Genomic DNA, 25,365 nt, shown 5'->3' with positions numbered 1-25,365 from the left:
AACGCTCTAGCGCGAGCGTCCGATCATGTCTGACGCTCGCGAGCCTGTGCCGGCTGACATCCTCAGATTCTGGCGCGAAGCCGGCCACGACCGCTGGTACAAGCGCGACGATGCGTTCGACGCGGAAGTGCGTCAGCGGTATCTCGAGCTGTGGCGGAAGGCGGCCGCAGGCGAGTTGTCGTCCTGGGAAGCCAGCGATGACGGCGCGCTGGCGCTCACCATCGTGCTCGACCAGTTTCCCCGCAACATGTTTCGTGGTGACGCCCTGACCTATGCGAGCGACAGGCTGGCGCGCGACGTCGCCGCCCGCGCCATCGACCGGGGCACCGACAAGCGCATCGACCCGGCGTTGCTCGAATTCCTCTATCTACCGTTCATGCATTCGGAACATTTGCCCGACCAGCTGCGCTGCATCGAACTGTTCGGCGGCACGGCCAATACCGAAAACAGGGAATACGCCGAGCATCACGCCGACATCATCCGCCGGTTCGGGCGCTTTCCGCACCGTAACCGCATCCTGGAGCGCGAAACGACGCCTGAAGAACAGGCATTCCTCGACGCCGGCGGCTTTACCGGCTGATGACAGAACAGTGAAGGCACGGCGGCATTGCCGTTTCCGGGACACCGAATATTGTGCCGGTCATCCGCAAAGGTTAGTCTTGTTTTGACGCGTTTTCTTCACGCGAACCGGTACCCACTTCGCTCGAAAACGCTATAAGACCCATCCGCACATTGAGGGAGAATTGACGATGACGATCCAAGTTGGCGACAAGCTGCCGGAAGCCAAGTTTCGCGTGATGACGGCTGAAGGGCCGCAGGTCAAAACCACCGACGATATTTTCAAGGGCAAGAAGGTCGCGCTGTTCGCGGTGCCCGGCGCCTATACCGGCACCTGCCACAAGATGCATCTGCCGAGCATCTTCCTCAACGCCTACGCCATCAAGGACAAGGGCGTGAACACCATCGCGATCGTCTCCGTCAACGACGCCTTCGTGATGAACGCATGGAAGCGCGACACCGACCAGCGCGACGAAGCCATCTTCCTGGCCGACGGCAATGCCGACTTCACCAAGGCGATCGGCATGGAGCTTGACGCGTCCGGCAACGGCCTCGGCATCCGCTCCAAGCGCTATTCGATGCTGGTGGAAGACGGCGTGGTCAAGAAGCTCAACCTCGAGCCGGCCCCCGGCAAGGTCGAAGTTTCCGGCGGCGATACGCTGCTGGGGCAGCTGTAAGAGCTGCGCTCGCACATATCTTCCCTTCTCCCCTTGTGGGAGAAGGTGGCATAGGCGGCCTCCGGCCGCCGTTCTTAGAACGCCGATGCGTTGCATCGGCTATGGCGCCGGATGAGGGGTCTCTATCCGTAGAGGGAGTTGCATCCGCGGAGAGAACCCTCACCCGTCCGCGATGCTTTGCATCTGCCCTGCTCCGGCGTGGGATCTTGCTGGTATTGACCAGAGAAGATGTACGGCTGCTTTGCCGCGAAGGAGAGGAGCTGCGCCGCAGGCTCCTTGATTTCCCAGTAGCTCTTGCCCGCGTCGTCGAGCGCACGAATTTTCAGGTGCTCGAAGGGCTCGCCTATGTCCTCTTCCAGCAGGAAGCCAGACACGTCGCGCTCATGGAGCCGCTGCATGATGCAGACAATAGGCGTATCCGGCCGAGCCCGGCGCGAGCGGACGGTTTGCGCAAGCTGGGTATTCGCGTGCTCCCGGAGAACATCGCTTTCCGCGTTGGCGGGCTTGATGGGGTCGTCAATGAGGATGGCGCCCTGGAACCCGTCACCCACCAACCGGCCGGCACGGAAGCCGGTCACCTGCCCATCGGTGGACGTGGCGTACATCCCGCCCGCCACCTTCGTCCCTTCGAGGACGTTCCACTGCGCTTTGGCTTTGGCGTCTGGCGCAATCGCCATCGGCCAAAGTTCCTGAAACTCTTCAGAGCTGATGACTTGCGCGTGGTGGCGCTGTTCAGCGTGGCCAGCGTGTCAGAGTAAGAGAGGTGCAGATTCCGACACCAGCTGTTCTTGGCTTCAGCCCACGCGGCGAAGTTGATGACGGCCAACTCCGTTTTACTGGAGCCGGGCGGGCAGTTCACCAGCAGCCGCGGTATCTCCCCCCGGTGGACCGCCTCTAGGTGCTCGCAAATCTCCTCATGGTGCCAGTTGACCATGAACTTCGACCCGAACCGGGCCTTGAACATAAAGCGGGTGAAGAAGAGGAGGCTTTGCTCAGCCAGGGCGCGTGCGACGGCAATCTCTTCCGGCGTCACGCATCACACGTCCTCATTGATTTTCTTGGCAATCGCCGCTGCCGTCTTAGAATCGAGGGCGAAGGTAGGCCCGCCAACCGGCTTCCCGTTGGCGCCTGTCACCTCGTGTCGGTCGCGCCAGTTCTCAGGGTCACGGTTTTTCAGCCAGAATATGCCTGCCGCCGTTTCAGGGGGATAATGCTCTGTGTAAGGGACAACCAGCGCCGAGCCGTTGGCGTTGAATATCTTCACGGCCGGGCCTTCATAGCCCACCGCCCTTTGGTAAAGGCTCCTCACAACACGGGCGTCAGCTTCGGCCTTGGCATCCTTGAGGGACTTAAGAAACTCAGGATACTTCTTCTTCCATGCGTTCAGCGTCACAACGCTCGTACCGAAGAATTCTGCAATGTCCTTATCGATCGCACCGAGCAAACAGAGCTTAGCGGCTTGCTGGATATACTCGGGCTTGAAGCCTGTCGGCCGCCCCGCCCCGGTGTTCTTATTCCCCACCCAGGTATTATGCACACAGCATCGGGATTGTTGGCAATCAGTTCTTGCAAGGCCAATTCGATCAGTCGTTTACGGCAAAGTCCGTCAGTTTCCAGCCGGAACTATCCTTGCCAAAAACGTAGATGAGCGAGTCGCAAAAGGCAGAATAACTGACTTTGTCCTTCTGCTTGTCCATGACGGGTTTCTGCTTGGCAAGACACGCCCGATGTGCCGGTTTGAAAGCGCCTCTCCAGATCACAGGGAAGTCAGCCTCTTGCCGCAGATCATAGAGTAGGACCGGATATTTGATCATCTGCGATACGGCCTTCTGATCGCTCTTGGCGACTGCAGCTTTGAATTGCATCCAGAACGCTGCGAAACCGTCATCGCTCCCCGCCGCCAGCGCCGGTCCCGCTGATATAAGCAAACCAGCCACAAGCAGTCCCCTCCTGACTAGCGATCCAATCGAACTCATATTCGCCTCTCCGTCGCTTGTTCGGTGCCGCCGCTGTCGGGTTTGAAACAGGTCAGGCCTCGCCCCATACCGAGAATATCGTTACTTTTGTCGAAGAGAAGAACCGATGGGTTCAACAAGCAATAGCGCCCCGGAGGGCGCCGTTCTAAATAACCACGCGGGCCGCGCCACCGGTCATCAGGTTCGCTGGTGACTGTTGAAGCGGAGCGTCTAGACCAATCTTCACTCCCTGTATTCGTTCTATTTCAATGTTGAGCGCGCGCAGGTCAACATTCACGCTCTCCCACAAGGGGAGAGGGAAACAGAGGGCAGCTCCCCGAAACCTACGCCTTCAACCGTGCCATCGCGACGCCGTCGCGGGCCAGCTGATCGGCACGTTCGTTCTCGTCGTGACCGGCGTGGCCCTTGATCCAGTGCCAGCGTACTTCATGCGCCTTCAGCGCCGCGTCGAGGCGCTGCCACAGGTCGACATTCTTGACCGGCTTCTTGTCGGACGTGCGCCAGCCGTTCCGCTTCCAGCCGTGGATCCACTCCGTGATCCCCTTGCGCACATATTGGCTGTCGGTGGTGAGGTCGACGACGCAGGCTTTCTTCAGTGCTTCCAGCGCCGAGATCGCCGCCATCAATTCCATGCGGTTGTTGGTGGTGTGCGCTTCGCCGCCCTTCAATTCCTTTTCGGTGTCGCCGAATTTCAGGATCGCACCCCAGCCGCCGGGGCCGGGATTGCCCGAGCAGGCGCCGTCGGTGAAGACCGTGACATGCGGCTTGGAATCGCTCACGCAGCGCATCCCGCCTGCATCAGGCCGTAATCGCGCGCGGACTGGACGCTCTGGTGGAAGCGCAGCTTGCGGACATATTCGAGCGGGTCTTTCGGCTTCACCAGCGCGCCCGGCGGCACGTCGAGGAAATCGACCAGACGCGTCAGCAAAAAGCGCAGCGCGGAGCCGCGCGCCAATAGCGGCAGCGCATCCTGCTCCGCATCGGACAATTTCCGTTCGCGGCCATAGGCGCCGAGCAGCGCCCGCGCCTTGGTGACGTTGAAGGAATGATCCGGCTCGAAGCACCACGCGTTGAGGCAGATCGCGACGTCGTAGGCCAGGATATCGTTGCAGGAAAACGGGAAGTCGATCAGCCCGGACAGCTTGTCGCCGAGGAAGAAGACGTTGTCATTGAAGAGATCGCCATGGATGACGCCGAGCGGCAGATCCTTTGGCCAGTTCGCCTCGAGGTGATCGAGTTCGCGGGCGATGAAATCGCCCAAGCCCGGCTGCACGGTGTCGGCACGCGGCGCCGACAGGTCGAACAGCGGCCGCCATCCCTCGACCGACAGCGGATTTTTCCGGACAAGAGGAAAGTCGCCGCCCGCCAGATGCATTTTGGCGAGCGCCCCGCCGACGCCGCTGCAATGCGCGGCGTTGGGCCGCCGCGGCCACATGCCTTCGAGGAAATTGATGATCGCAGCAGGCCGCCCGACGAGATGGCTGTAGACTTCGCCCTGGCGGTTTTTCGCCGGCTGCGGGCAATGCACGCCGCGCTCGGCCAGATGCGCCATCAGCGACAGGAAGTAAGGCAGATCGTCCACCGCCACGCGCTTTTCATACAGCGTGAGGATGTAGGCGCCCTTGCTGGTGTGCATCAGGAAGTTGGAATTCTCGACGCCTTCGGCGATGCCCTTGTAGGAGAGCAATTCGCCGATATCGTAACTCTTGAGGAACTCCGCGAGGTCTTCGGCGGCAACGTCCGTGTAAACCGCCATGTAGTGTCCCTTTGATCCCGAAGTTCGCACGCCCCCGCGGCCCCTTGGATGCGAACTTCGGGATCAAAGGGACACCAGAAAAATCTTATTACTAGTGCGCCCTAAGCTGCGTCGGGCCGCAGCGAACGCGGCAGCGGGAAGAATTCGTTTTCTTCCGCGGCCGAGACCGTCTCCACATGCAGCGTATAGCGCTCGGCGAACGCGCCCATGATCTCCTCGACGATCACTTCCGGCGCGGAGGCGCCCGCCGTGATGCCGAGGCTCTTGATGCCTTCGAACCGCGACCAGTCGAGATCGCTGGCGCGCTGCGCCAGCACCGAGACCGGGCAGCCCTCGCGCTCGGCGACTTCGCGCAGGCGCTGCGAGTTCGACGAGTTGGGCGCACCGACCACGATCAGGGCGTCAACCACCGGCGCCACCTTCTTCACCGCAAGCTGGCGGTTGGTGGTGGCGTAGCAGATGTCTTCCTTGTGCGGGCCGGAGATGTTCGGGAAACGCTCCTTCAGCATCGCGACGATTTCGGCGGTGTCGTCGATCGACAGCGTCGTCTGGGTCACGAAGGCAAGGTTGTCCGGGTTCTTCGGCGTGAACGTCTTGGCGTCTTCGTTGGTCTCGATCAGCGTCACCGCGCCCGGCGGCAACTGGCCGAGCGTGCCGACCACTTCCGGATGATGGGAATGCCCGATCAGCAGGATTTCACGGCCACGCTTGAAATGGATCGCGGCCTCGCGGTGCACCTTGGTGACCAGCGGGCAGGTGGCATCCAGCGAGAAGAAATTGCGCGCGCGGGCGTCCGCCGGAACCGACTTCGGCACGCCGTGGGCGGAGAACACCACCGGTGCGTTGGTATTGTCGGGAATTTCGGCCAGTTCCTCGACAAAGATCGCGCCCTTGGTCCTCAGGCTGTCCACGACATAGCGGTTATGCACGATCTCGTGGCGGACATAGACGGGGGCGCCATAGATCGCGAGCGCCCGCTCGACGGTGTCGATTGCCCGTACCACGCCGGCACAGAAGCCGCGGGGGGAACAAAGCACGATTTTCAGGTCGGGTTTGGCTGACGCTGACAAGGAAGACATGGGGGCTATCTCAGGGACCGAATCACCCCTCGCCAGTGGGCGGGGAACGGCCAATTCGTATAAGGACTTGGGGCTGCTTTTGGGCGCTGTCAAGGCACTTTAGCAGGCCATTGCGCCAATAGGCCCTCAAGGGGTATATAGGCCCGGAATTCCCGTCATCCCCGATGACCGCAGACTTCGCCTCCAAAAGAGGTGGGCGAGGCACAAAGGAGATTTGCCATGAGCAATGCACCGCTGATGCCAAAGGCGACTGCCGTGTGGCTGGTTGATAATACCGCGCTGACCTTCGACCAGGTGGCCGACTTCACCAAAATGCACCCCCTGGAGGTCCGCGCCATCGCCGACGGCGACGCCGCGCAGGGCATCAAGGGCATGGACCCGATTTCGACCGGCCAATTGAGCCGCGACGAGATCGAAAGGGGCGAAAAGGACCCGAATTACCGCCTCAAGCTCGGCGAGAGCAAGGTTACCCTGCCCCCGGCGGCCAAGAAAAAGGGCCCGCGCTACACCCCGGTGTCGCGCCGCCATGAGCGGCCGAGCGCGATCCTCTGGCTGGTGCGCAACCATCCCGAGCTGAAGGACGCCCAGATCATGCGCCTGGTCGGCACCACCAAGACCACCATTGCCTCAGTCCGCGACCGCACCCACTGGAACGCCTCGACCCTGACCCCGATGGACCCGGTGACATTGGGCCTGTGCTCGCAGATCGAGCTCGATTTCGAGGTGCAGCGCGCCGCCAAGGAAAAGCCGGTTCCCGCGGCCTACGGCGGCGCCACCCTGCTGCCGGCCTCCGAGACCACCAAGAAGGAGCCGGAATTCGAGCCGACCGAAAAGCAGCGCGACGACCTCAACGTGGATGCGGTGTTTGCGAAGTTGAAGGGGATCGGCGGCAAGAAGCAGGACGACGAAGAGGAATAGGTTTCCTGTATTCCGATTACGGGATTTCAAACGCGGCGGGGCAACCTGCCGCGTTTTTGTATTGGCAGGCTTTTGTATTTCAATGCCTAGGTGCTCAACCGTATTTCAGTTTCATGAACAAAACTCCGCCGGCCAGCACGATCGTGATGGCATTGGCGACGATCAACGGTCCATCTCCGGAAAGCAGGCCGTACACCAGCCACAGCAGGATGCCGACCACCATGACGAGAAACATTCCGAGCGAAATGTCCTCCGTCGAGCGGGTTCGCCAGACTTTTACGAATTGCGGGACGTAAGCGAGCGTCGTGCACGTTGCGGCGGCAAAGCCCAGCAGCTTGATGGCAATCGGTTCCATGGGGTTCTTATAACATCGATTCGAAGAATGAGCGGTAGTTGGCTGCGTGCCTCGCTGCGGCGAGCTTCCCTCACGCCTTCTTCAAGAACTCCGTGCGCAGCACCAGGCCCTTGACCTTGTCGGTGCGGCCTTCGATCTCGTCTTCGTTGTCGGTGAGGCGGATGTTCTTGATCACGGTGCCGCGCTTCAGCACGGTGGACGAGCCCTTCAGCTTCAGGTCCTTGATCAGCGTGACGGTGTCGCCCTCGGCCAGCAGCGCGCCGTTGGAATCTCTGACCTTGATGTCCACAAAAGTGTCTTTCCAAAAAAGTTGAAGTGCCTCTTCCTTCCTTCTCCCCTTGTGGGAGAAGGTGGCGCGCGAAGCGCGCCGGATGAGGGGTCTCTATCCTAATCCAAGGTGTACCGTGGTGAGAGAACCCCTCACCCGTCTTCGCTTCGCGAAGCCACCCTCTCCCACAAGGGGAGAGGGGAAGAAAGAGTCGCTCAGCCCAGTTCGATCTCGTCGTTAATCTCGTGCGTGAGGCTGACGCCGCCGAGCGTCAGCGTCATCTTGGCCGGCAGCTTCTCGTTGCCCTTGAGGCGGCCGCTGGCGACGGCGTCGCGGACCGCTTTTTCGATTTCGCGCTGCGAGGTGATGCCGACCTTCTTGAGAAAGCCGCGCAGGCTGGTGTTGAAAACGTCTTCGTTCATGATGACCTCCTGATCACGGCCTGGTCGGATTGTTCAGCATCTGCTCGGCGAGGTTTCGCTGGGCACGGTCGGTGCGGGCGTTGGCGTTGCCGCGCTGCACGTCGCGGTTCTTGCGGCAGATGACATAGTCGTTCGACCCCGGCGCCACGTTGTTGGCGCGGCAGAACGCATCGTCGTCGGCGCTGCTATCGGCCATGGTCGGCTGGCCCTTCTCCAGGCAGCCGGCGAGCAGCGGGGCGGTGAGTAGCAGCGCGATGAGAAGTCGAGCGGGGTTATGTCGCATGACTGATCCATGGGTCCGGTTTCGTCATTGCCGGGCTTGACCCGGCAATCCATCGAAATCAAGGCATTTTGCCCGAAATGAAACCCCGTCATTCCGGGATGGTGCGCTAGCACCAGACCCGGAATCTCGAGATTCCGGGTTCGATGCTTCGCATCGCCCCGGAATGACGGCGCTAGCAGCTACACCCTGCCCTTCAGCGCGTCGCCGATTTCGTCGAGCACCTTGGGATCCTCGATGGTCGCCGGCATGGTCCAGGCATCGCCATCGGCGATTTTCTTGATGGTGCCGCGCAAGATCTTTCCGGAGCGGGTTTTGGGCAGGCGACCGACCGTGATCGCAAGCTTGAAGGCGGCGACCGGGCCGAGCTTGTCGCGCACCAGCGCCACGACTTCTTTCTCGACCTCCGCCGGGCTCTTCGAAACCCCGGCCTTCAGCACCAGAAAACCGCAGGGCACCTCGCCCTTGATCGCATCCTTGATGCCGAGCACGGCGCATTCGGCGACGTCGGGATGCGAGGCCAGGATTTCCTCCATGCCGCCGGTGGAAAGCCGGTGGCCGGCGACGTTGATGATGTCGTCGGTGCGGCCCATCACGAACACGTAGCCGTCTTCGTCCTTGTAGCCGGCATCGGAGGTTTTGTAATAGCCGGGAAATTCAGTGAGATAGGCTTCCCTGAAACGCGCCTCCTGCTCCCACAGCGTCGGCAGGCAGGCCGGCGGCATCGGCAGTTTGATGACGATCGAGCCCATGGTGCCCGCGGGCACCGGTCTTGCCGCCTCGTCGACCACATCGACCTGATAGCCCGGCATCGGCACCGTCGGCGAACCGTGCTTGACCGGCAGCATGCCGAGCCCCACCGGATTGCCGGCGATGCACCAGCCGGTTTCGGTCTGCCACCAGTGATCGATGACAGGCACCTTCAACTGCTGCTCCGCCCATTCCACCGTCGGCGGATCGGCGCGTTCACCGGCGAGAAAAAGCGTTCGAAATTTCGACAGGTCGTATTTGCGGATGAAGGTGCCATCAGGGTCTTCCTTCTTGATGGCGCGGAACGCGGTCGGTGCGGTGAAGAAGGCGACCGCCTGGTGCTCGGAGATCACACGCCAGAACGCGCCGGCGTCCGGCGTGCCGACCGGCTTGCCCTCGTACATGATCGAGGTCGCGCCATGGATCAGCGGCCCGTAAATGATGTAGCTGTGGCCGACCACCCAGCCGATGTCGGAGCCGCACCACCAGACCTCGGCGGGCTTGACGCCGTAGAGGTTGAACATCGACCATTTCAGCGCGACCAGATGCCCGCCATTGTCGCGCACCACGCCCTTCGGAATCCCCGTGGTGCCCGAGGTGTAGAGGATGTAGAGCGGATCTGTCGCCTTGACCGGCACGCAGGGCGCGGTTTTGCCGGCATCGAGCGCAGCGCTACGCAATTGCGCCCAGTCGTGGTCGCGGCCATCGTTAAGTTCGCAGGCCTGTTGCGGCCGCTGCAGGATCACGCAGGTTTGCGGCTTAACGCTCGACAGCCGGATCGCCTCGTCGAGCAGCGGCTTGTATTGCACGATGCGGCCGGGCTCGATACCGCAGCTCGCCGAGAAGATCAGCTTTGGCTTCGCATCCTCGATCCGGCTCGCGAGCTCTTTCGCCGCAAAGCCGCCGAACACCACCGAATGAACCGCGCCGATCCGCGCGCAGGCCAGCATCGCGAACACGGCCTCCGCCACCATCGGCATATAGAGGATGACGCGATCACCCTTGGTGACGCCAAAATCCTGCATGACGGCCGCGAGCGTCTGCACCTCCTGCAGCATCTGCGCATATGTAAATTTGGTGACCGCGTTGGTCAGCGGCGAGTCGTGGATCAGCGCCACCTGATCGGCGCGCCCGCCTGCAACATGGCGGTCGAGCGCGTTGTAGCAGGTGTTGACGACGCCATCCGTGAACCAGCGGCCGTAGGGTCCCATCGTGGGATCGAAGATTTTCTTCGGCGCCTCGATCCAGTCGATTTCGCGTGCCGCCTCGGCCCAGAAGCCTTCGGGATCCCTCAGCGAGCTGGCGTGGATTTCGTGGTACCGGCTTTTGTCGTCGACGTTCATGGCGCGCTCCCGGTCTGTCGCCTCCTCCTTCATTATGCCCGGGCTTGTCCCGGGCATCCACGCTCCTTGCTCACCATTGGAGAAGCGAGACGTGGATGGCCGCGACAAGCCCGGCCATTACGGCGGGCGACAATCATATTTGCCACGCATTGTCACGGGAAGCGGCGCCAGATCAAGCCGGAACAGCTTGGCGATCGGCTAAAGCCCGACCACCATTCAGCGCGACTCAATCGCCAGCAATTGGTCTAGCCGTTCCTTCATGGCCCTGCGCAAATCGTAACCCGGCTGGCCGAAGGCGGCGCTGCGGCGGGCGACGAAATCATCCTGCTCACGCTGCAGGGCACGGGCGCGCGGGCTGTCGGCACTCGCATCGCGGACCACCTTGGTGTTCACGGCACTGATCTCGCGGTCAAACTTGGCAAGGTCCGGACTGGCGCAGATCGCCTTTTCCACCGGCTGCTTCGTGGTGGCGCAGTTGAAGCTCGGCTTGTTGTAGACCGCCATCAGCGCGCCGAGACGCTCGAGTTCCTGCGCCAGCGATTTGTAATTGCCGCGCGCGGTGGGATGCTCCGGGTTGAGCTTGATCGCCACGCCAAAGTCCTGCAATGCCCTCGGCCGGTCGCCCTTCTTGCGCCAGAGTTCGCCGCGCGCGTTGAAGATATCGGCCAGCGCCGGATCGAGCCGCAGCACGCCGTCATAATCGGCAATGGCGCGGTCGATCAGATCCTTGCGATCGTTGGCGCCGCCGCGCGCGATCAATGCCTTGATGCGGTCGGACCTCGCGGTCTTTTCGTTGCCGATCAACGCGCCGCAAATGCTGATGGTCTTGTCGTCGTCATTGGCCGCCGCCGCCGCAATGCAAGGCGCGGGATCGACTTGCGGATCCCTGGCTGGCTCGGCGCCGGTTGCAAAGGCGGCTTGCCCGAACGCCGTCCACAGCAGGGAAGCGACGACGATATTGCGGATGATAGGACAACCTCGCATCAACAGACCCGGAAAAACGCTCTCGACGACGGACAATCCTAGCAAGCGAGGTGCGCTTCCGACAGCGGCCAACGCGAATTTCGTCAGCCGTTCGAAACCCGATTCTGGCTGAAACATGACGTCCGGGAAGCCGCGCTTTTCGCGTGCAAGTGTGTCTATCCATTGAAGAATTTTCGTTGAACCTTTCCCCTTCCCAATCGACTCAAAACCATGGCCATCCTGACCGACACGACTCCGCCGCGCGCGATCGCGTATTCCCAAACCGGCTATTTTTACTTCTACATGGCGCTGGCCTGCACGGCCGTCGCGTTTCTCGGCTTTGCCCGGACCTATTGGCTGCCGATGATGTCGCGATCGCTGTCAGCCTCGCCCGTCGTCCATTTTCACGGCCTGCTGTTTTTTGCCTGGTCGCTCTACTTTGCGTTCCAGACCTGGCTCGCCGCATCGGGAAATGTCACCCGGCACCGCGCAATCGGAATGATCGGCGTGTCGCTGGCGACCGCGATGACGATTTTCGGCTTCCTGGTTGCGGTCAACGCGATGAAGCGGTCGGCGGCGGCGGGGCTGACCAGCGCAGGCATCGCGTTTGCGATCGTCCCGCTCAGCGGCATTCTTTTCTTTGCGGTGGTGTTCGCGCTGGCCATTGCGAACATCCGCCGGGGCGAAACCCACAAGCGGTTGATGCTGCTGGCCGGCATTTCGCTGCTGGATGCGGCCGTGGCGCGCTGGTTTCTCACCTTCCTGGCGCCTCCCGGGCCGCTCGGCCCGCCGCCGGTGCCGGTCACCATCCCGCCGGCCTTGGTCGCCTATCTGCTGCTCGTGGTTGCCATCGTGCACGACTGGCGCACGCGCGGCCGCCCGCATCCGGTCTATATCTATGGCGGCGCCGCGCTGATCGCCGTCAAGCTGCTGAACTGGCCGATCAGCATGACGCCGATGTGGCACTCCTTTGCCGGCGGCATATTGGCGATGGCGCAGTAGCGGAAGCCCGAACCCGCGCTTGGCTTATGCCGACCTCGCCGTCATCCCGCCATCGACCACGAGTTCGAGCCCGGTGACGTAGCGGGATTCGTCGGAAGCCAAAAACAGCGCCGCATTGGCGACATCCCAGGCGTCGCCCATGTGCCCCATCGGCACTTGCGAATCCCTGGCCCGCCACATCGCCTCGACATCGCCCTTGGCATAACTCGCCGCAAGCCCTGCGGAGTGCTCGACCATCGGCGTTTTCATCAAGCCCGGCAGAATGCAGTTCACCCGGACATGATCGGCTGCGAACTGCACCGCCGTGGTGCGCGTCATCTGGTTCATCGCCGCCTTCGACGCCCCATAGGAGACGTAGGAAATGCCGACGTGACGGATCGAGGCGATCGACGAAATATTGATGATCGAGCCGCCGCCCTGTTTCTGCATCACCGGAATAACGTGCTTCATGGCGAGGAAGGCGCTCTTGAGGTTGACCGCGAACACGCGGTCCCATTCGGACTCCGTCGTCTCGACCACGCTGCCCATCTCGGCAATACCGACATTGTTGTCGAGCACATCGATACGGCCATAGGTCTTCAGGCACGCCGCCACCATCGCCTCGACTTCGGCGGCGCGCGAGACGTCGGCGGTGAAGGCCGCCGCCTTGCCGCCCTCGCCCGTGATGATCTTCACGGTCTCTTCGGCCGCCGCCGCGTTGCGATCGACGCAGAACACCTGCGCACCCTCGCGAGCAAAAGTCACCGCGGTCGCCTTGCCGTTGCCCCAGCCGGGCCCGATCGAACCCGCGCCGACCACCATCGCCGTCTTGCCCTTGAGCCGTTCCATCGACTTCTCTCCCCTTGATTTGGCCGGAAGTTGAACGGGCATAGGCCCGCGGTCAACCCATCCAGCGCGTGGCGGCCGATGCAACCCTCGCATGGATGTAACCATCCCAAAGTCTCTCGATTTAAGCCCTTGCCACGCCTGCCCAAACCGGCATGAATGCGCCGCCATTGAAGGCCCGGCGATCCAGCCGGGAAGTGAAAGAGCGCTCCGGGGGAAGCATGGCCGCACAGGGTCAACCACCAGGCAATTCGTTGCCCAATGACGACGTCGTCGCCGTTTCCGACGAAGCGCTGCATAAGGCTGAATTGTTCATCGAGGCCGAGGAAGGCGCGGCCAACCGCCTGATGGGATGGGCGGGACGGATCTCGACCACCATTGCGGTGGTGATGAGCCTGTTCCACCTCTATGCGGCCTACGCAATCGTTCCGACCCAGGAACTGCGCTACACCCACGTCGCCTTCACGCTGGTGCTGAGCTTCCTGCTGTTTCCGCTGGCGACGCGGTTTCGCAACCGGGTGCGCTGGTGGGACGTGGTGCCGGGCATCTTTGCGGTCGCGACCATCGTCTATGCGCTGTGGGGCGGCGAGGACTTTACCGACCGCGCCACCTCGCCCGACCGCTGGGACGTCATCGTCGGCGTCGTCTTCATCGTGCTCGTGCTGGAAGCGACGCGGCGCACCACCGGGCTGATCATGCCCGTCGTGGCCGTATTGTTCATCGCCTATGCGATGCTTGGACCGCATCTGCCGGCGCCATGGACCCATCGCGGCTACGATCTGCCCCGGCTGGTCGGTCATCTCTTCATCACCCTGGAAGGTATTTTCGGTGTCGCGGTCGACGTGTCGGCGACCCTGATCATCCTGTTCACGATCTATGGCGCGTTCCTGGCGCAATCCGGTGCCGGCAAGTTCTTCATCGATTTCTCGCTGGCACTGATGGGCGGCAAGGCGAACAGCGCCGGCAGAACCGTCGTGCTGTCCTCGTTCCTGCTCGGCGGCCCCTCCGGATCCGGCGTCGCCACGACAGTGATGATCGGCACCGTGGCCTCCCCGATGCTGGCCAAGGCCGGCTTTGAGAAAAACGCCGCCGGCGGCTTGCTGGCGGCCGGCGGCCTCGGCGCCATCCTGTCGCCGCCGGTGCTCGGCGCCGCGGCCTTCCTGATCGCCGAGTTTCTCAAGATCAGCTATCTCGACGTGATCTGGATGGCGACGATCCCGACCTGTCTTTATTACATGTCGCTGCTGTTCATGGTCGAACTGGACGCGAAAAAATTCGGCGCCAAGGAAGTCAACTTCACGCCGGAGATGTCGCTCGGGCAGATGACCCGGCGCTACGGCTTTCATTTCATCTCGCTGCTCGCCGTGGTCGTGTTCATGGTGATCGGCTATTCGCCGTCGCTGTCGGTGTTTTATGCCATCGTCGTGACCTTCGCGCTGAGCTTCCTGCGCAAGGAAACCGCGCTGGTGCCGAGCAAACTGGTAAAGGCGTTGGCGGAAGGCTCGACCGGCGCGCTGAATGCGGCGACCACCTGCGCCTGCGCCGGCATCGTGGTCGGCATCGTGACGCTGACCGGTCTCGGTCTCAAATTCTCAGCGATCGTGATCAGCTATGCCGGCGGCAGCCTGCTGCTGACGGCGATCTACACCTCGCTGATCGTGTGGATCATCGGCCTCGCGGTGCCGGTGACCGCCTCCTACATCATCTGCGCGGTGATCGCCGCACCGGCGCTGATCAAACTCGGCGTGCCCGATTACGCCGCGCACATGTTCATCTTCTATTACGCCGTGCTGTCGGAGGTATCGCCGCCGACCGCGCTGTCGCCGTTTGCGGCCGCCGCCATCACCGGCGGCGATCCCTACAAGACCACGCTGCAGTCCTGGAAATACACCTTGCCGGCGTTCCTGGTGCCGTTCGTGTTCGTGCTCGATCCGCAGGGCGTCGGATTGCTGCTCGCAATCCCCAAGGGCGGATCATGGCTCGACATCCTCGAAATCACGATCAAGACGACCCTGGGACTGCTGGCGCTGGCCTCAGTTGCCCAGAACTGGGCGCTGCGACAAAATACGCGGGTCGAGGGCGGCCTGCTTCTGCTATCCGGATTGCTGCTGGTATTTCCGAGTTTGATCGAGGCGATCGTCGAATGGATGATCGGCCGCGATATCAGCTACACTTACGTGCCCGGGCTGATCATCGGCTTCGGCGTGTTGCTGTGGCAGTCGAGAACGCGGGCGCCGAAACGACCGGCGCTTACAACTTAAGTCCAAGAATAACGTCAAGGATAGGGTCAAGGGAGTAATTGAGATGAAAATAATGAAAAAGACCGTGGCCGTGCTGGCTGTGACTGTTGCGGCCGGACTCGCCTTCGCGGGCATCGTCCATGCCCAGCAGAAGACGATGTCGATCGGTACCGGCGGAACCGGCGGCGTCTACTATCCGCTTGGCGGCGCCGTCGCCAACGTTCTGTCGAAGAGCCTTCCCAACGTGCAGGCGACGGCCGAGGTCACCGGCGGCTCGATCGACAATCTCAAGCTGATCGGCACCGGGCAGAGCGAGATGGGCTTCACCATGGCCGATGCCGCGCTCGACGCGCTGCAGGGCCAGGACAAGTTCAAGAGCGGCAAGCTGCCGCTGCAGGCGCTGCTCGTGGTCTATCCGAACCGCATGCACGTGGTGACCATCGAAGGCACTGGCATCAACACCATGGCCGATCTCAAGGGCAAGCGCGTCTCGACGGGTTCTCCGGGCGGCGCGACCGAAGTGATGGCGTTCCGCGTCATCGAAGCCGCCGGTCTCGACAAGGACAAGGACATGAAGCGCGAGCGGCTCGGCGTCGCTGAATCCGTCAACGCCATCAAGGACCGCAAGATCGACGCGTTCTTCTGGGTCGGCGGCATTCCGACCGCGGCCGTGACCGATCTGGCGGCCACGCCCGGCTTGAAGATGAAGCTGGTCGACCACGGCGATCTTGCCGAGAAGATGAATGCCAAGTACGGCAAGCTCTACACTTCAAGCAAGATCAAGGCGGGCTCCTATCCCGGCTACGACAAGGACAATTCCATCGCCGAGGTCTGGAACCTGATCGTGACCGGCGACAAGATGAGCAACGACGACGCCTACACGATCGTCAAGACGCTGGTGGAGAAGAAGGCCGACATCGTTGCCGTGCACAAGGAAGCCGAGAGCTTCTCGCTCGACAACCAGGTGCAGGACCGCTCGCCGATCCCGTTCCATCCCGGTGCGCTGAAGTATTTCAAGGAAAAAGGCATCGGCGGCTAAGCCGGCTTCCAACATTCGATCGATTGAGTTTGACCGCGGTCTGCAAGGACCGCGGTCATTTCTTTGGTCGGATGGAACCTGACGGCTGCAGAATAGTTTGCTGGCAGGCCCAACCGCGAGTGAGCTTTGGCGCGCGCCAACCCATTTGACTTCGAGCGCCCGCTGGATGCGCTGAATTTCTTTCTCGCCGATGTGCGGGACGGCCTCGGCCCCTATCTTGCGATTTACCTCCTGACCGAACAGAAATGGGACGAGGCCTCGATCGGCGTCGTGATGTCGGTGGCCGCACTCGCCGGCATCATTGCCCAGACACCTGCCGGCGCACTGATCGACCGCAGCACGGCCAAGCGTGCGCTGATGGTCGCAGCCGCGATCCTCGTCACGCTGGCGTGCCTCACGCTGCCGCTGATCCAGCGGTTTGAACTGGTGGCCGCAACGCAGGCGGTCGCGGCGGCCGCGGGCGCCATCTTCGCGCCGGCCGTCGCCGCGGTGACGCTGGGCATCGTCGGGCCGAAGGCATTTGCGCGCCGGACCGGACGCAACGAAGCCTTCAATCATGCCGGCAATGCCGTCGCGGCGGCCATCGCCGGTATTACGGCCTACTCATTCGGACCTGTTGTGGTGTTCTGGCTGCTGGCCGCGATGGCGACGGCCAGTATCCTCGCAACATTGTCCATTCCCGCCGATGCGATCGACGATCACGTCGCGCGCGGCCTCGACGATCAGACGGAACGGGGACCGGGCGCGCACGACAAGCCTTCGGGGTTTCAGGTGCTGCTGACCTGCAGGCCACTCCTGATCTTCGCGCTGGCGACGGTGGCATTCCACTTTTCGAACGCGGCAATGTTGCCGTTAGTCGGGCAGAAGCTGGCGTTGGTCAACCGCGACCTCGGCACCACGCTGATGTCGGTCTGCATTGTCGCGGCCCAAATCGTCATGGTGCCGGTGGCATTGCTGGTCGGACACAAGGCCGACACTTGGGGACGCAAGCCGATTTTCGCCGCCGCGCTGGCAGTGCTGGCGCTACGCGGCGCGCTCTATCCCCTCTCGGACAACCCGTATTGGCTGGTGTCCGTGCAGTTGCTCGACGGCGTTGGCGCCGGGATCTTCGGCGCACTGTTTCCGCTCGTGGTCGCCGACCTGACGCGCGGCACCGGACATTTCAACGTCAGCCAGGGCGCCATCGCAACCGCCGCGGGGCTCGGCGGCGCGTTGAGCACCGCGGTCGCCGGCTTCATCATCGTCAAGGCCGGCTACAGCGCAGCATTCCTGTTTCTCGCTGGCGTTGCCGCTGTCGGCCTGATCGGGTTTTGCGCCATGATGCCGGAGACCGCGAGGCATGACGCCGACGGGGGTGGTGGTCGCGCCGATTAACCAATACGGTCCGCCGAAATTCTGGAGGGACCGCCATGACTTCGAAGATTATCCATCCGTACCGCCTCAACCGCCGCGCTGTGCTGACCGGCGCCGCTGCCTTTGGCGGTATGTCGCTGTTGCCGCGCCGGGCGGGCGCCGATCAATGGCCGACACGGCCGGTGAAACTGGTCGTGCCGTTCGCGGCCGGCGGCACTACCGACATTTTGGCGCGCGTGGTCGCGGCAAAAGTTTCCGAGGAATTCGGCCAGCAATTCATCGTCGAAAACAAGACCGGCGCCGGCGGCAACATCGCGGCTGAATTCGTCGCGAAGGCCGAGCCCGACGGATACACGTTCGTGGTGGGAACGCCGGGCACCCACGCCATCAACCAGTTCGTGTTCAAGAACATGAACTACGACCAGGCCAGGGATATCGCTCCGGTCATCATCATCGCGCGGGTACCCAATCTTTGTTCGGTCACCAATTCGCTGCCGGTGAAATCGGTTGCGGAGCTGATCGCCTATGCCAAATCGAAGCCGGGCGAGTTGTTCTACGGCACGCCGGGTCTCGGCAGCACCGCGCATGTCTCGACCGAATTGTTCAAGTCGATGACCGGCGTCGAGATGACCCATGTGCCCTACAAGGGCAGCGCCCCCGCACTGACCGACCTGATCGCCGGCCGCGTGCAACTGACGATCGACAATCTGCCGGCCTCGCAGCCATTCGCCGAATCCAACTCGATCCGTCCACTGGCGGTCTCCTCCGCCAAGCGCTGGCCGGGTCTGCCTGATCTGCCGACGATCGCGGAAGCCGGCGTACCCGGTTACGAGGCGTCCTCCTGGTTCACCATCGGCGCGCCGGCCAAGACGTCGAAGGAGATCATCGACAGGCTCAACGCCAGCGTCGACAAGTTTCTCAAGACCGACGACGGCATCGCGCGGCTGCGCAAGCTCGGCGCCGAGCCCGCCGGCGGGTCGCCCGCGGACATGCAAGCTTACGTGCTGGCGGAAACCGAGAAGTGGGGCAAGGTGGCCAAGTTCGCCGGCATCAAGCCCGAGTGACGATCGCATTCCGCACGCCCCGCCTGCGATGAAGCGTTTCTTCTGTTCGGCACGAACATAAACTGTGGTCGCGCCGACAAGCGACCACAGGCGTTAACGCGCGTCCAGCAATGAAACAGCGCACAAATGCACGCATCCGTTCATAGCGCATGCCCACGACAGCAACGAGCACGGATCGGTCTCCATCGGGCTCACGAGTTGCCATGTTACAGCCAGATGACTTGCCGCTTTCGTTACAATTCTAGTTTCATTGGCGGCTTTAACCTTACCCGCGCATTCATCACCGCGTCCCTAAAACTCCATGATTAGCGCCGCCGCGCGGATGTACGACTAGCGTCGATATCTGTGCAGGGGGACGGAATGAATCTGATCAATGCTAACGCGCATGCGCGCACCGGTGGCTTCGGGCTGCGAAGGGTGATGCCCCGGGCCTGCGTGGCCGATGCCAAGAAACACCTGCGACTGTTCCTCTCTGACGCGCTCGAGGAACTCGGCTTCATCACCAGCGCATGCGCTTGTGCAAGCGAGTTGGCGGGAGTGCTTGACGCACAACAGCCCGACCTCGTCGTGCTCGGCGTGTCCGTCAACGGGACCGAAGTCGGCGAAATTCTCGAAGTTCTGGTCCGGAAAAATTTCGGCGGCAAGGTGCTCATTATCGGCCCACCGGACTCGATTATGGTAAAGGCGGTTCGGCAAATTGCCGAGGAATACGATATCGCGATGCTGCCCTCGCTGCCGACGCCCTTCAGCGCCGGAACGTTGCGGGCCAGCGTCGCTTCACTGCTGCCCACCGAACCGGCGCCGAGCCCGGCGGTGGACGTGGCCGAGGCGCTGAAGGCCGGGTGGCTCGAATTGTGGTATCAGCAAAAGATCAATGCGCGCACCCTGGTTCCGAGCGGCGCGGAGGCGCTGGTGCGGATGCGACATCCCGCCTGGGGGGTCGTTCCACCGGCGTATTTCATTCCGGACGACAAGGATCCGCATTATCGCGCGCTGTCCGAGTTCGTGATCGGCCGCGCGATCGAGGATTGGCATTACCTTCTGGAGCAGCAAGGTCCGGTTGATCTCTCGATCAACCTGCCGGTTTCGTTTTTAAGGGGCCGCGAGACGGTGCGCGACCTGTGTCTCGGAATGCCCGACCATCCCGCATTCGGCGGTTTGATCATCGAGATCGACAGCGCCGAGGTGATGGACAATCTGGATCTCGTGATCGACGTCGCCAGACAGGTGCGCCTGCATAATATCGCGATTGCCGTCGACAATGTCGGCCCGGAATGGCCGGCGCTCCTGGGGCTCCGGAACTTTCCATTCGTCGAGCTGAAGGTCGATCATCAGTTTGTCACCGGCTGCGCGGATGACCGCTTGAAGCAGACCGTATGCCGCCACATCGTCGAGCTGGCGCAGGACCATGGTGCGCGCGCTATCGCCCAGGGGGTCGAAACCCGCACCGATTTTCTCGCCGCGCATGACATGGGCTTCGATCTGGTCCAGGGCTATCTGTTCAGCAAGCCGCTCGGGGTCAAGAAATTTGCCCGCTCGCCCCACGTGCTGCCATCCCCCTCCAGGCAAAAGCCGTGAGGGATCGTTCGGCCCGACTCAGCCGAACTTCATCAAGAACTGGCTCACGGATGAACCAGCCGCGTGCGCGCGCGGCCATGTTCATCGAAATTCCCGTCCGCGAGCCACGCGGCGATGGCGGCGCGGCGCAACGGCCATTCGGCGGCGATGATCGAGTGCCACGCCACGTCGCAGCGACGCCCCTTGCTGAGGGCCGAGCCACGCCATGTCCCCTCCGGCATAAAACCGTAGCGCGCCGCCGCGTTCAGCGACGCCTGGTTTGCCGCGTTGCAGCGCCAGACCAGCCGCTGGTACTGCAATTCCTCCATCGCATATTGCATCAGGAGAAAGATCGCTTCGGTCGCGGCCCGGGTTCGCTGCAGCCGCGGCGAAAACCAGATCGCCCCGATTTCGATCGCACCCTCGGCCGGGTAGATATCGCACAGCGATAGCCAGCCTTGAGCCACGCCGCTGCTGTTGGGCCGCACCACCCAGAACGGCTGATCCGCCCGCCCGGCCAATTCGGTGACCAGCGCCAGCAAGTCGCACTGCTGCGCGAACGGCCCGTAACGCAAATAGGCAAAGGACGCGTCGGCGCCCTGCGCGGCGTGCCAGAGCTCGTCCGCGTGTCCGACGCGAAGCGGTTCGAGGGACACCGCGCGTCCCTCGAACGGAAGCCGTTCAGGAAACGGCCAGGGCGGTGGTGGCGAGCCCGGCGCGGAGGGGGCGGCTGTCACGCCCGCCGCCCATCAATCGAACTTCATGTCGAGACATTTCGAGATGTCGGAGCCGAGGCCGGACGAGATGATGATGCAGCCGCGCACCTTGCGCGCATTGTTGTCGCTGGCCCACACCGCATAGCCGCCGGGTCCGAAGAACGAGTTGGTGTTCGGCGGTTCGGTTTCGGTGGCGTCGAACGAATAGTTCGAATCGGTCTCGAAGATGCGGGGCTTCTTGGCGCAGTTGCCGTCCGCCTGCACGTTGATGACTTCCTTGTTGTCGCGCGTCAGCGCCAGCGTGACCTGGCAGCGGAAATATTCCGAGGTCTTGATGTTGAAGACATACGCGTACGATCTGCAGGTCGCGGTGTTGAGCTTGCCGGGGCTCAGGCCGCGGCTGCAGGCAATCCGCTGGTTGTTGCTGAGCTTGAATTCGTCGGCCTGGACCGCGGAGGCCAGCGTCATGAACGACAGCGCAACACCAAAACCGATCTTCACGACGAGGTTCATCCGAATCATCCCTATAAACGTTTCTGGCAATAGCGCGTTTGTAACCGGAAACCGGAACATAGTCGCGAAGTCGAAGGCGGGAAATCACAAAGTCACAGAGAAGGCGTGATGCGGCAAAGGCACCATTGACGGAATAATGACGTTCGTGATTTGTTCAATGAGATGGGACGGAAGCCAATTTGGCCGCTGGGAGGGATGACGATGACGAGAATTTCAACCAAAACCTTTTTGATCGCGGCCGCGCTCAGCGTGCTGACGTCGTCAGCATTCGCACAGGCCGCCGCACCGACGCCCTGGGAACTGAAGTCCGACATGGGCTATGCCTACGGCAAGGACGGCAAGACGCTCGCGTACAAGTTGGGCACCAGCAATGCCGGCACACTGCTGAAGGGCGCCAAGAAAGTGCCGAAGGGCACGCTGTTCTTCGTCGGAGAGAACGGCCAGCTTTACATGCGGACCGGCCCCTACCTCGAAGACGACGGCAAGTTCAAGTTCGGCTCGAATTGAGGGCTGAGCCCACCTATGTCGTCCCGGCCTTGAGCCGGGACCCATACTCCGCGGCGCCTGTAGTTCAAGGAAGGTATCTAACGCCACTGCCCAACGATGGGACTCGGCGTATGGGTCCCGGCCTTCGCCGGGACGACGACATCGCAAGCTTTACTAAAACGCCGCCGCCAGTTCCTTCGCACCTGGCTTGCCGCTGTTGACGTCCATCCGCTCGTCGGTGATCGCAAGCAGTTTTGCCACCGTGTTGTGGCGGATCGCGACCGGGTTACGCTCGTAGCCACCGCGCTGGAAGAAATTCGAGGTCGGCACCTGCTCGCGCATCGCCTGCGGCATCGTCACCATGTCGAGACCGGTGCTGTCGCCGGTCAGGTTCATCATCTCGAGTTCGGCGGCGCTGAGCGGTCTGGTATAGCCCTTGGCGCGCGCGAACAGCACCGAGGTCAGCAGCTTGTGGGTCTGCAGCAGCGGGCCGACGTCGATGTCCAGTACCATGGCGTGGACCCCCCAGCCCTGCGGCGTGTTGGCGAGCTTCTCGTGCTCCGACCATTGCACCGGCACCGAGCGCGTGAACGCCACCATCCGCTTCAATACCGCCAGTTTGTGATCCATCGCCTTGCGCGCCGGTCCTGACAGGCCGGAGGCCTTTTCCGTCAACGCCTTGACGATGTCATGCCCCTGTTCGGCGAGCAGCGAGACGGTGTTGGTGGTGAGCAACTGGTTGTAACCAACCGCCGTCGAGATCGCGCGCGAGCCCGGGCGCGAGGAACTCAATCCGGATTGCATGTCGTGATTGCCGTTGCCGCCGGTCTCGAACGAATAGACCCGCACGATCTGCTCGCGCGTCAGCCCGGAAGCCAATGCGACGCGGCCATAGGCGCGCTTGAACTCGACCTCGCTGGCCGGCCGCTGCGGCGTAAACTGAAAATGCGCCGCGGCGGCTTGCAGGAAATCGGCGACCACCGGAAGGGGCTTGCGCTCGCGGGGCTTGTCGTCGGGCTCCGGATCCACCGGCCGCTTCGGCCCGTCGTACAGTGGCGGTTGCGTCAGCACATAATCATCGAGCGTGATGGCCTGGCGCTCGCGCCGCTTGGCGTTGCGGCCGCGCCGCTTTTCGGCAATCGCGGTCCAGTAGGGTTCGGCTTCCTGCTCGAACGCGGCGCGCGCGGCCTGATATTCCTTCAGCTTGCGGCGATATTCCGCGATCGCCTGCGGCGAGGCCGCCTGCGCCATCGCATCCACCGTTGAGGCCGGCAGCGCGTCCAAGGCCAAAGCCGGCGGCCCGCCCGCGGGAAGCGCGAGCGCGACAAGGCAGAAATAAAGGCGAATCAATTGCAGGCGCATGGCCCCGTTGTATCAATTGCCGGGCTCAAGTCAGTTAACAAAGTGCCCGAAACGGCGGGACGCTGGGCCGCTCACTCCTGCTCGACGCCGCTGGTCTTGATCAGTTGCGACCACTTCTTTTCGTCCTTGTCGATGAATTCGGCGTAATCCTCCGGCGTGCCCGGCGTGATCTCGGTGCCGTCATTGGCCAATTGCCTTTTGACCTCGTCGGAGCCAAGCGCATCGCGCAGCACCTTGTTGAGCTTGTCGATGATGGGCCGCGGCGTGCCGGCAGGCGCCGCGAGGCCGTAATACAGCGACGCATCGAAGCCGGCCAGGCCCGCTTCCGCCATCGTCGGCACGTCGGGCAGCAGGCTGGAGCGGGTCGTGCTGGTCACCGCGAGGGCACGCAGTTTGCCGGCCGAGACGTTGGGGTGCGAGGCCGGGATCGGCGCGAACGCCATCGGGATATGGCCACCCAACAGATCGGTCAGCGCCGGACCGGTTCCCTTGTAGGGAATATGGACCAGCGTGATGCCGGCGGCGCGGGCGAAATATTCGCCGGTGATGTGACTGACCGTGCCGGCGCCGGCCGAGCCGAAATTGACCTTGCCGGGATTGGCCTTGGCGTGGGCGATCAGTTCGGCGACGGTCTTGGCCGGAAACGACGGATGCACCACCAGCGAATTCGGCGCATTGCCGATCAGGCCGATCGGCGCGAAATCCTTGCGCGGATCGTAGCCGGCGCTCTTGTAGAGCGAGGGCCCGATCGCCAGCGTGCCGGTATAGCCCAGCACCAGCGTGTAGCCATCGGGATCGCTCTTGGCGACGGCCTTGGTGCCGATCGTGCCGCCGGCGCCGGGACGATTGTCGACCACGACCTTCTCGCCGAGCAGTTCGCTCATCTTGTCAGCGATGCCACGGCCGACGATCGAGGTCGAGCCGCCCGGTGCGAACGGAATCACCAGCGTAATCGCTCGCGTCGGATAGGTTTGCGCATGCGCGCCGTCGAGGCTTACGGCTGAGCCCAACACGATGGCGACGGCTAAAGCGTTCCGGATGCGCATTCGGCACCTCCCTTGAGATCATTGTTCTTGTTGGTCGTATGGTTGCCGAAACGATCGCTGTCCGCAACCCGGCTCCAGGCAACCCACCCAATCGTCATTGCGAGGAGCGAAAGCGACGAAGCAATCCATCTTGCTTTGCCGAACGGTGGATTGCTTCGCTTTGCTCGCAATGACGGTTGAGCCCTATTTCCAGGCGAACACCGGCTGTTCCAGTTCGGCCACGCGGGTGTTGCGGCCCGCCAGCACTTCACGGAATTGATAGATCAGCGCCGCCGTCGGCGCGTGGATGTGTTGGCCGCCAAGGCGAAAGCGGATCACGCGCCGCGTGCTTTCGGGAATTCTGGTGAAGCTGAACGCGTTTTGCTGCTCGATCTCATCAAGCGCGATGCGATGCACGGAAGCCACCTCCGCCGGGTTCGGCATCGGCGCGGCCGTTGTGCTCACCCACACCACGACCGGCGTGATCAGATAGCCGGACCTCGTCGGATAGTCGTCGAGCAGGCCCAGCACATCGCCCTCTCCGAGCTCCAGGCCGAGCTCTTCATGAAGCTCGCGCAACGCCGACTGGACTTGCGTCTCGCCGGGATCGCAGCGTCCGCCCGGCAGCGCCCACTGGGCCGAATGCGAGCGCAGGCCCTCGGCACGCCGCGTCAGCAGAAACGCCGTTTCGCCACCATTCTCGCTTTCGGTGAGCGCGATGACGACGGCGGCCCGCTTCAGCGCAGGCTCCGGCTCATCTGCCGTCGCCCGCGAAAAAGCTGCAACGAGCTCTGCGATATTTCGCCGGGTGGCATCATCAAATGAACGGGCCATGACG

General features: G+C 62.6%; 28 protein-coding genes. 10 read left to right on the top strand and 18 right to left on the bottom strand.

Annotated features, from left to right (window positions below; all coding sequences use genetic code 11):
* The first annotated feature begins 25 nt into the window (after positions 1-25).
* Both JQ629_RS07075 and JQ629_RS07070 read left to right on the top strand, forming a co-directional pair.
* The gene (locus JQ629_RS07075) at positions 26-580 is read left to right on the top strand and encodes a DUF924 family protein (protein ID WP_212412060.1); all 555 of its coding nucleotides are present in this window, start codon (positions 26-28) and stop codon (positions 578-580) included.
* A 169-nt stretch (positions 581-749) separates the two neighbouring features.
* Positions 750-1,235 carry a peroxiredoxin gene (locus JQ629_RS07070; protein ID WP_212412059.1) on the top strand — a complete coding sequence of 162 codons (486 nt, stop codon included), beginning with the start codon at positions 750-752 and terminating at the stop codon, positions 1,233-1,235.
* Between the two features lie 122 nt (positions 1,236-1,357).
* On the opposite strand, the gene JQ629_RS07065 is transcribed toward JQ629_RS07070, so the two are convergent.
* The 6 genes from JQ629_RS07065 to ispH all read right to left on the bottom strand — a co-directional run bounded on the left by JQ629_RS07065 (position 1,358) and on the right by ispH (position 6,046).
* Positions 1,358-1,912, bottom strand: a complete 555-nt coding sequence (locus JQ629_RS07065) for a hypothetical protein (protein ID WP_212412058.1) — start codon at positions 1,910-1,912, stop codon at positions 1,358-1,360.
* 359 nt (positions 1,913-2,271) lie between these two features.
* Positions 2,272-2,757, bottom strand: a complete 486-nt coding sequence (locus JQ629_RS07060) for a helix-turn-helix domain-containing protein (RefSeq protein WP_212036312.1) — start codon at positions 2,755-2,757, stop codon at positions 2,272-2,274.
* A 61-nt stretch (positions 2,758-2,818) separates the two neighbouring features.
* Entirely contained in the window at positions 2,819-3,172 is a 354-nt protein-coding gene (locus JQ629_RS07055) for a hypothetical protein (RefSeq protein ID WP_349631222.1), read from the bottom strand.
* A gap of 362 nt (positions 3,173-3,534) precedes the next feature.
* Entirely contained in the window at positions 3,535-3,999 is a 465-nt protein-coding gene (rnhA, locus tag JQ629_RS07050) for a ribonuclease HI (protein WP_212209851.1), read from the bottom strand.
* Positions 3,987-4,967, bottom strand: a complete 981-nt coding sequence (locus tag JQ629_RS07045; RefSeq protein WP_212412056.1) for a homoserine kinase — start codon at positions 4,965-4,967, stop codon at positions 3,987-3,989. Before JQ629_RS07045 ends, rnhA begins: the two co-directional genes overlap by 13 nt.
* Before the next feature lie 101 nt (positions 4,968-5,068).
* Positions 5,069-6,046: a 4-hydroxy-3-methylbut-2-enyl diphosphate reductase gene (ispH, locus tag JQ629_RS07040; protein WP_212265192.1), complete on the bottom strand. Its 978-nt coding sequence runs from the start codon at positions 6,044-6,046 to the stop codon at positions 5,069-5,071.
* Positions 6,047-6,265: 219 nt separating this feature from the next.
* On the opposite strand from ispH, the gene JQ629_RS07035 reads away from it, so the two are divergent.
* A complete protein-coding gene (locus JQ629_RS07035; RefSeq protein WP_212265193.1) occupies positions 6,266-6,964 on the top strand; it encodes a DUF1013 domain-containing protein in 699 nt (232 codons plus the stop codon).
* 94 nt (positions 6,965-7,058) lie between these two features.
* On the opposite strand, the gene JQ629_RS07030 is transcribed toward JQ629_RS07035, so the two are convergent.
* The 6 genes from JQ629_RS07030 to JQ629_RS07005 all read right to left on the bottom strand — a co-directional run bounded on the left by JQ629_RS07030 (position 7,059) and on the right by JQ629_RS07005 (position 11,366).
* Positions 7,059-7,319 carry a SemiSWEET transporter gene (locus JQ629_RS07030; protein WP_211994205.1) on the bottom strand — a complete coding sequence of 87 codons (261 nt, stop codon included), beginning with the start codon at positions 7,317-7,319 and terminating at the stop codon, positions 7,059-7,061.
* A 70-nt stretch (positions 7,320-7,389) separates the two neighbouring features.
* On the bottom strand, positions 7,390-7,608 hold the full coding sequence (locus tag JQ629_RS07025) for an alkylphosphonate utilization protein (protein WP_212386381.1): 219 nt from the start codon (positions 7,606-7,608) through the stop codon (positions 7,390-7,392).
* A 194-nt stretch (positions 7,609-7,802) separates the two neighbouring features.
* Entirely contained in the window at positions 7,803-8,009 is a 207-nt protein-coding gene (locus JQ629_RS07020) for a DUF6494 family protein (RefSeq protein ID WP_212412055.1), read from the bottom strand.
* A gap of 13 nt (positions 8,010-8,022) precedes the next feature.
* Entirely contained in the window at positions 8,023-8,292 is a 270-nt protein-coding gene (locus tag JQ629_RS07015; RefSeq protein WP_212412054.1) for a hypothetical protein, read from the bottom strand.
* Positions 8,293-8,471: 179 nt separating this feature from the next.
* Entirely contained in the window at positions 8,472-10,382 is a 1,911-nt protein-coding gene (locus JQ629_RS07010; protein ID WP_212412053.1) for a propionyl-CoA synthetase, read from the bottom strand.
* 216 nt (positions 10,383-10,598) lie between these two features.
* The gene (locus tag JQ629_RS07005) at positions 10,599-11,366 is read right to left on the bottom strand and encodes a hypothetical protein (RefSeq protein WP_212412052.1); all 768 of its coding nucleotides are present in this window, start codon (positions 11,364-11,366) and stop codon (positions 10,599-10,601) included.
* Positions 11,367-11,576: 210 nt separating this feature from the next.
* Between JQ629_RS07005 and JQ629_RS07000 the strand changes: the two genes are divergently transcribed.
* Positions 11,577-12,347 (top strand): hypothetical protein, encoded by a 771-nt coding sequence (locus JQ629_RS07000; protein WP_212412051.1) that lies wholly within the window; start codon positions 11,577-11,579, stop codon positions 12,345-12,347.
* Between the two features lie 24 nt (positions 12,348-12,371).
* Here the strand turns inward: JQ629_RS07000 and JQ629_RS06995 are convergent, their stop codons facing one another.
* Complete coding sequence (locus JQ629_RS06995) at positions 12,372-13,175, bottom strand: SDR family NAD(P)-dependent oxidoreductase (RefSeq protein WP_212265201.1); 804 nt, start codon at positions 13,173-13,175, stop codon at positions 12,372-12,374.
* A 218-nt stretch (positions 13,176-13,393) separates the two neighbouring features.
* On the opposite strand from JQ629_RS06995, the gene JQ629_RS06990 reads away from it, so the two are divergent.
* The 5 genes from JQ629_RS06990 (at position 13,394) to JQ629_RS06970 (ending at position 20,446) form a co-directional block, all read left to right on the top strand.
* Positions 13,394-15,433 (top strand): TRAP transporter permease, encoded by a 2,040-nt coding sequence (locus tag JQ629_RS06990; RefSeq protein WP_212412050.1) that lies wholly within the window; start codon positions 13,394-13,396, stop codon positions 15,431-15,433.
* Between the two features lie 43 nt (positions 15,434-15,476).
* Positions 15,477-16,451, top strand: coding sequence for a TAXI family TRAP transporter solute-binding subunit (locus JQ629_RS06985; RefSeq protein WP_212412049.1), 975 nt, complete (start codon positions 15,477-15,479; stop codon positions 16,449-16,451).
* A gap of 126 nt (positions 16,452-16,577) precedes the next feature.
* Positions 16,578-17,825 carry an MFS transporter gene (locus JQ629_RS06980; RefSeq protein ID WP_212412048.1) on the top strand — a complete coding sequence of 416 codons (1,248 nt, stop codon included), beginning with the start codon at positions 16,578-16,580 and terminating at the stop codon, positions 17,823-17,825.
* Positions 17,826-17,860: 35 nt separating this feature from the next.
* The gene (locus JQ629_RS06975) at positions 17,861-18,868 is read left to right on the top strand and encodes a Bug family tripartite tricarboxylate transporter substrate binding protein (RefSeq protein WP_212412047.1); all 1,008 of its coding nucleotides are present in this window, start codon (positions 17,861-17,863) and stop codon (positions 18,866-18,868) included.
* A 360-nt stretch (positions 18,869-19,228) separates the two neighbouring features.
* Complete coding sequence (locus JQ629_RS06970; RefSeq protein ID WP_212412046.1) at positions 19,229-20,446, top strand: EAL domain-containing response regulator; 1,218 nt, start codon at positions 19,229-19,231, stop codon at positions 20,444-20,446.
* 44 nt (positions 20,447-20,490) lie between these two features.
* Here the strand turns inward: JQ629_RS06970 and JQ629_RS06965 are convergent, their stop codons facing one another.
* Positions 20,491-21,162 (bottom strand): GNAT family N-acetyltransferase, encoded by a 672-nt coding sequence (locus JQ629_RS06965; protein ID WP_212412045.1) that lies wholly within the window; start codon positions 21,160-21,162, stop codon positions 20,491-20,493.
* 12 nt (positions 21,163-21,174) lie between these two features.
* Positions 21,175-21,654: a hypothetical protein gene (locus JQ629_RS06960; protein ID WP_212265207.1), complete on the bottom strand. Its 480-nt coding sequence runs from the start codon at positions 21,652-21,654 to the stop codon at positions 21,175-21,177.
* 201 nt (positions 21,655-21,855) lie between these two features.
* On the opposite strand from JQ629_RS06960, the gene JQ629_RS06955 reads away from it, so the two are divergent.
* Positions 21,856-22,161 (top strand): hypothetical protein, encoded by a 306-nt coding sequence (locus JQ629_RS06955; protein ID WP_212412044.1) that lies wholly within the window; start codon positions 21,856-21,858, stop codon positions 22,159-22,161.
* Positions 22,162-22,314: 153 nt separating this feature from the next.
* Here the strand turns inward: JQ629_RS06955 and JQ629_RS06950 are convergent, their stop codons facing one another.
* The 3 genes from JQ629_RS06950 to JQ629_RS06940 all read right to left on the bottom strand — a co-directional run bounded on the left by JQ629_RS06950 (position 22,315) and on the right by JQ629_RS06940 (position 25,361).
* Positions 22,315-23,502, bottom strand: coding sequence for a hypothetical protein (locus tag JQ629_RS06950; protein WP_212412043.1), 1,188 nt, complete (start codon positions 23,500-23,502; stop codon positions 22,315-22,317).
* Positions 23,503-23,573: 71 nt separating this feature from the next.
* Positions 23,574-24,548, bottom strand: a complete 975-nt coding sequence (locus JQ629_RS06945; RefSeq protein WP_212412042.1) for a Bug family tripartite tricarboxylate transporter substrate binding protein — start codon at positions 24,546-24,548, stop codon at positions 23,574-23,576.
* 183 nt (positions 24,549-24,731) lie between these two features.
* On the bottom strand, positions 24,732-25,361 hold the full coding sequence (locus tag JQ629_RS06940) for an NUDIX hydrolase (protein ID WP_212412041.1): 630 nt from the start codon (positions 25,359-25,361) through the stop codon (positions 24,732-24,734).
* Between the last annotated feature and the right edge of the window lie 4 nt (positions 25,362-25,365).

This window comes from Bradyrhizobium sp. AUGA SZCCT0222, from assembly GCF_018130205.1.
Classification (GTDB): domain Bacteria; phylum Pseudomonadota; class Alphaproteobacteria; order Rhizobiales; family Xanthobacteraceae; genus Bradyrhizobium.
Note: the sequence above shows the minus strand (reverse complement) of the source record. Positions and strands in the feature narration are given on the sequence as shown.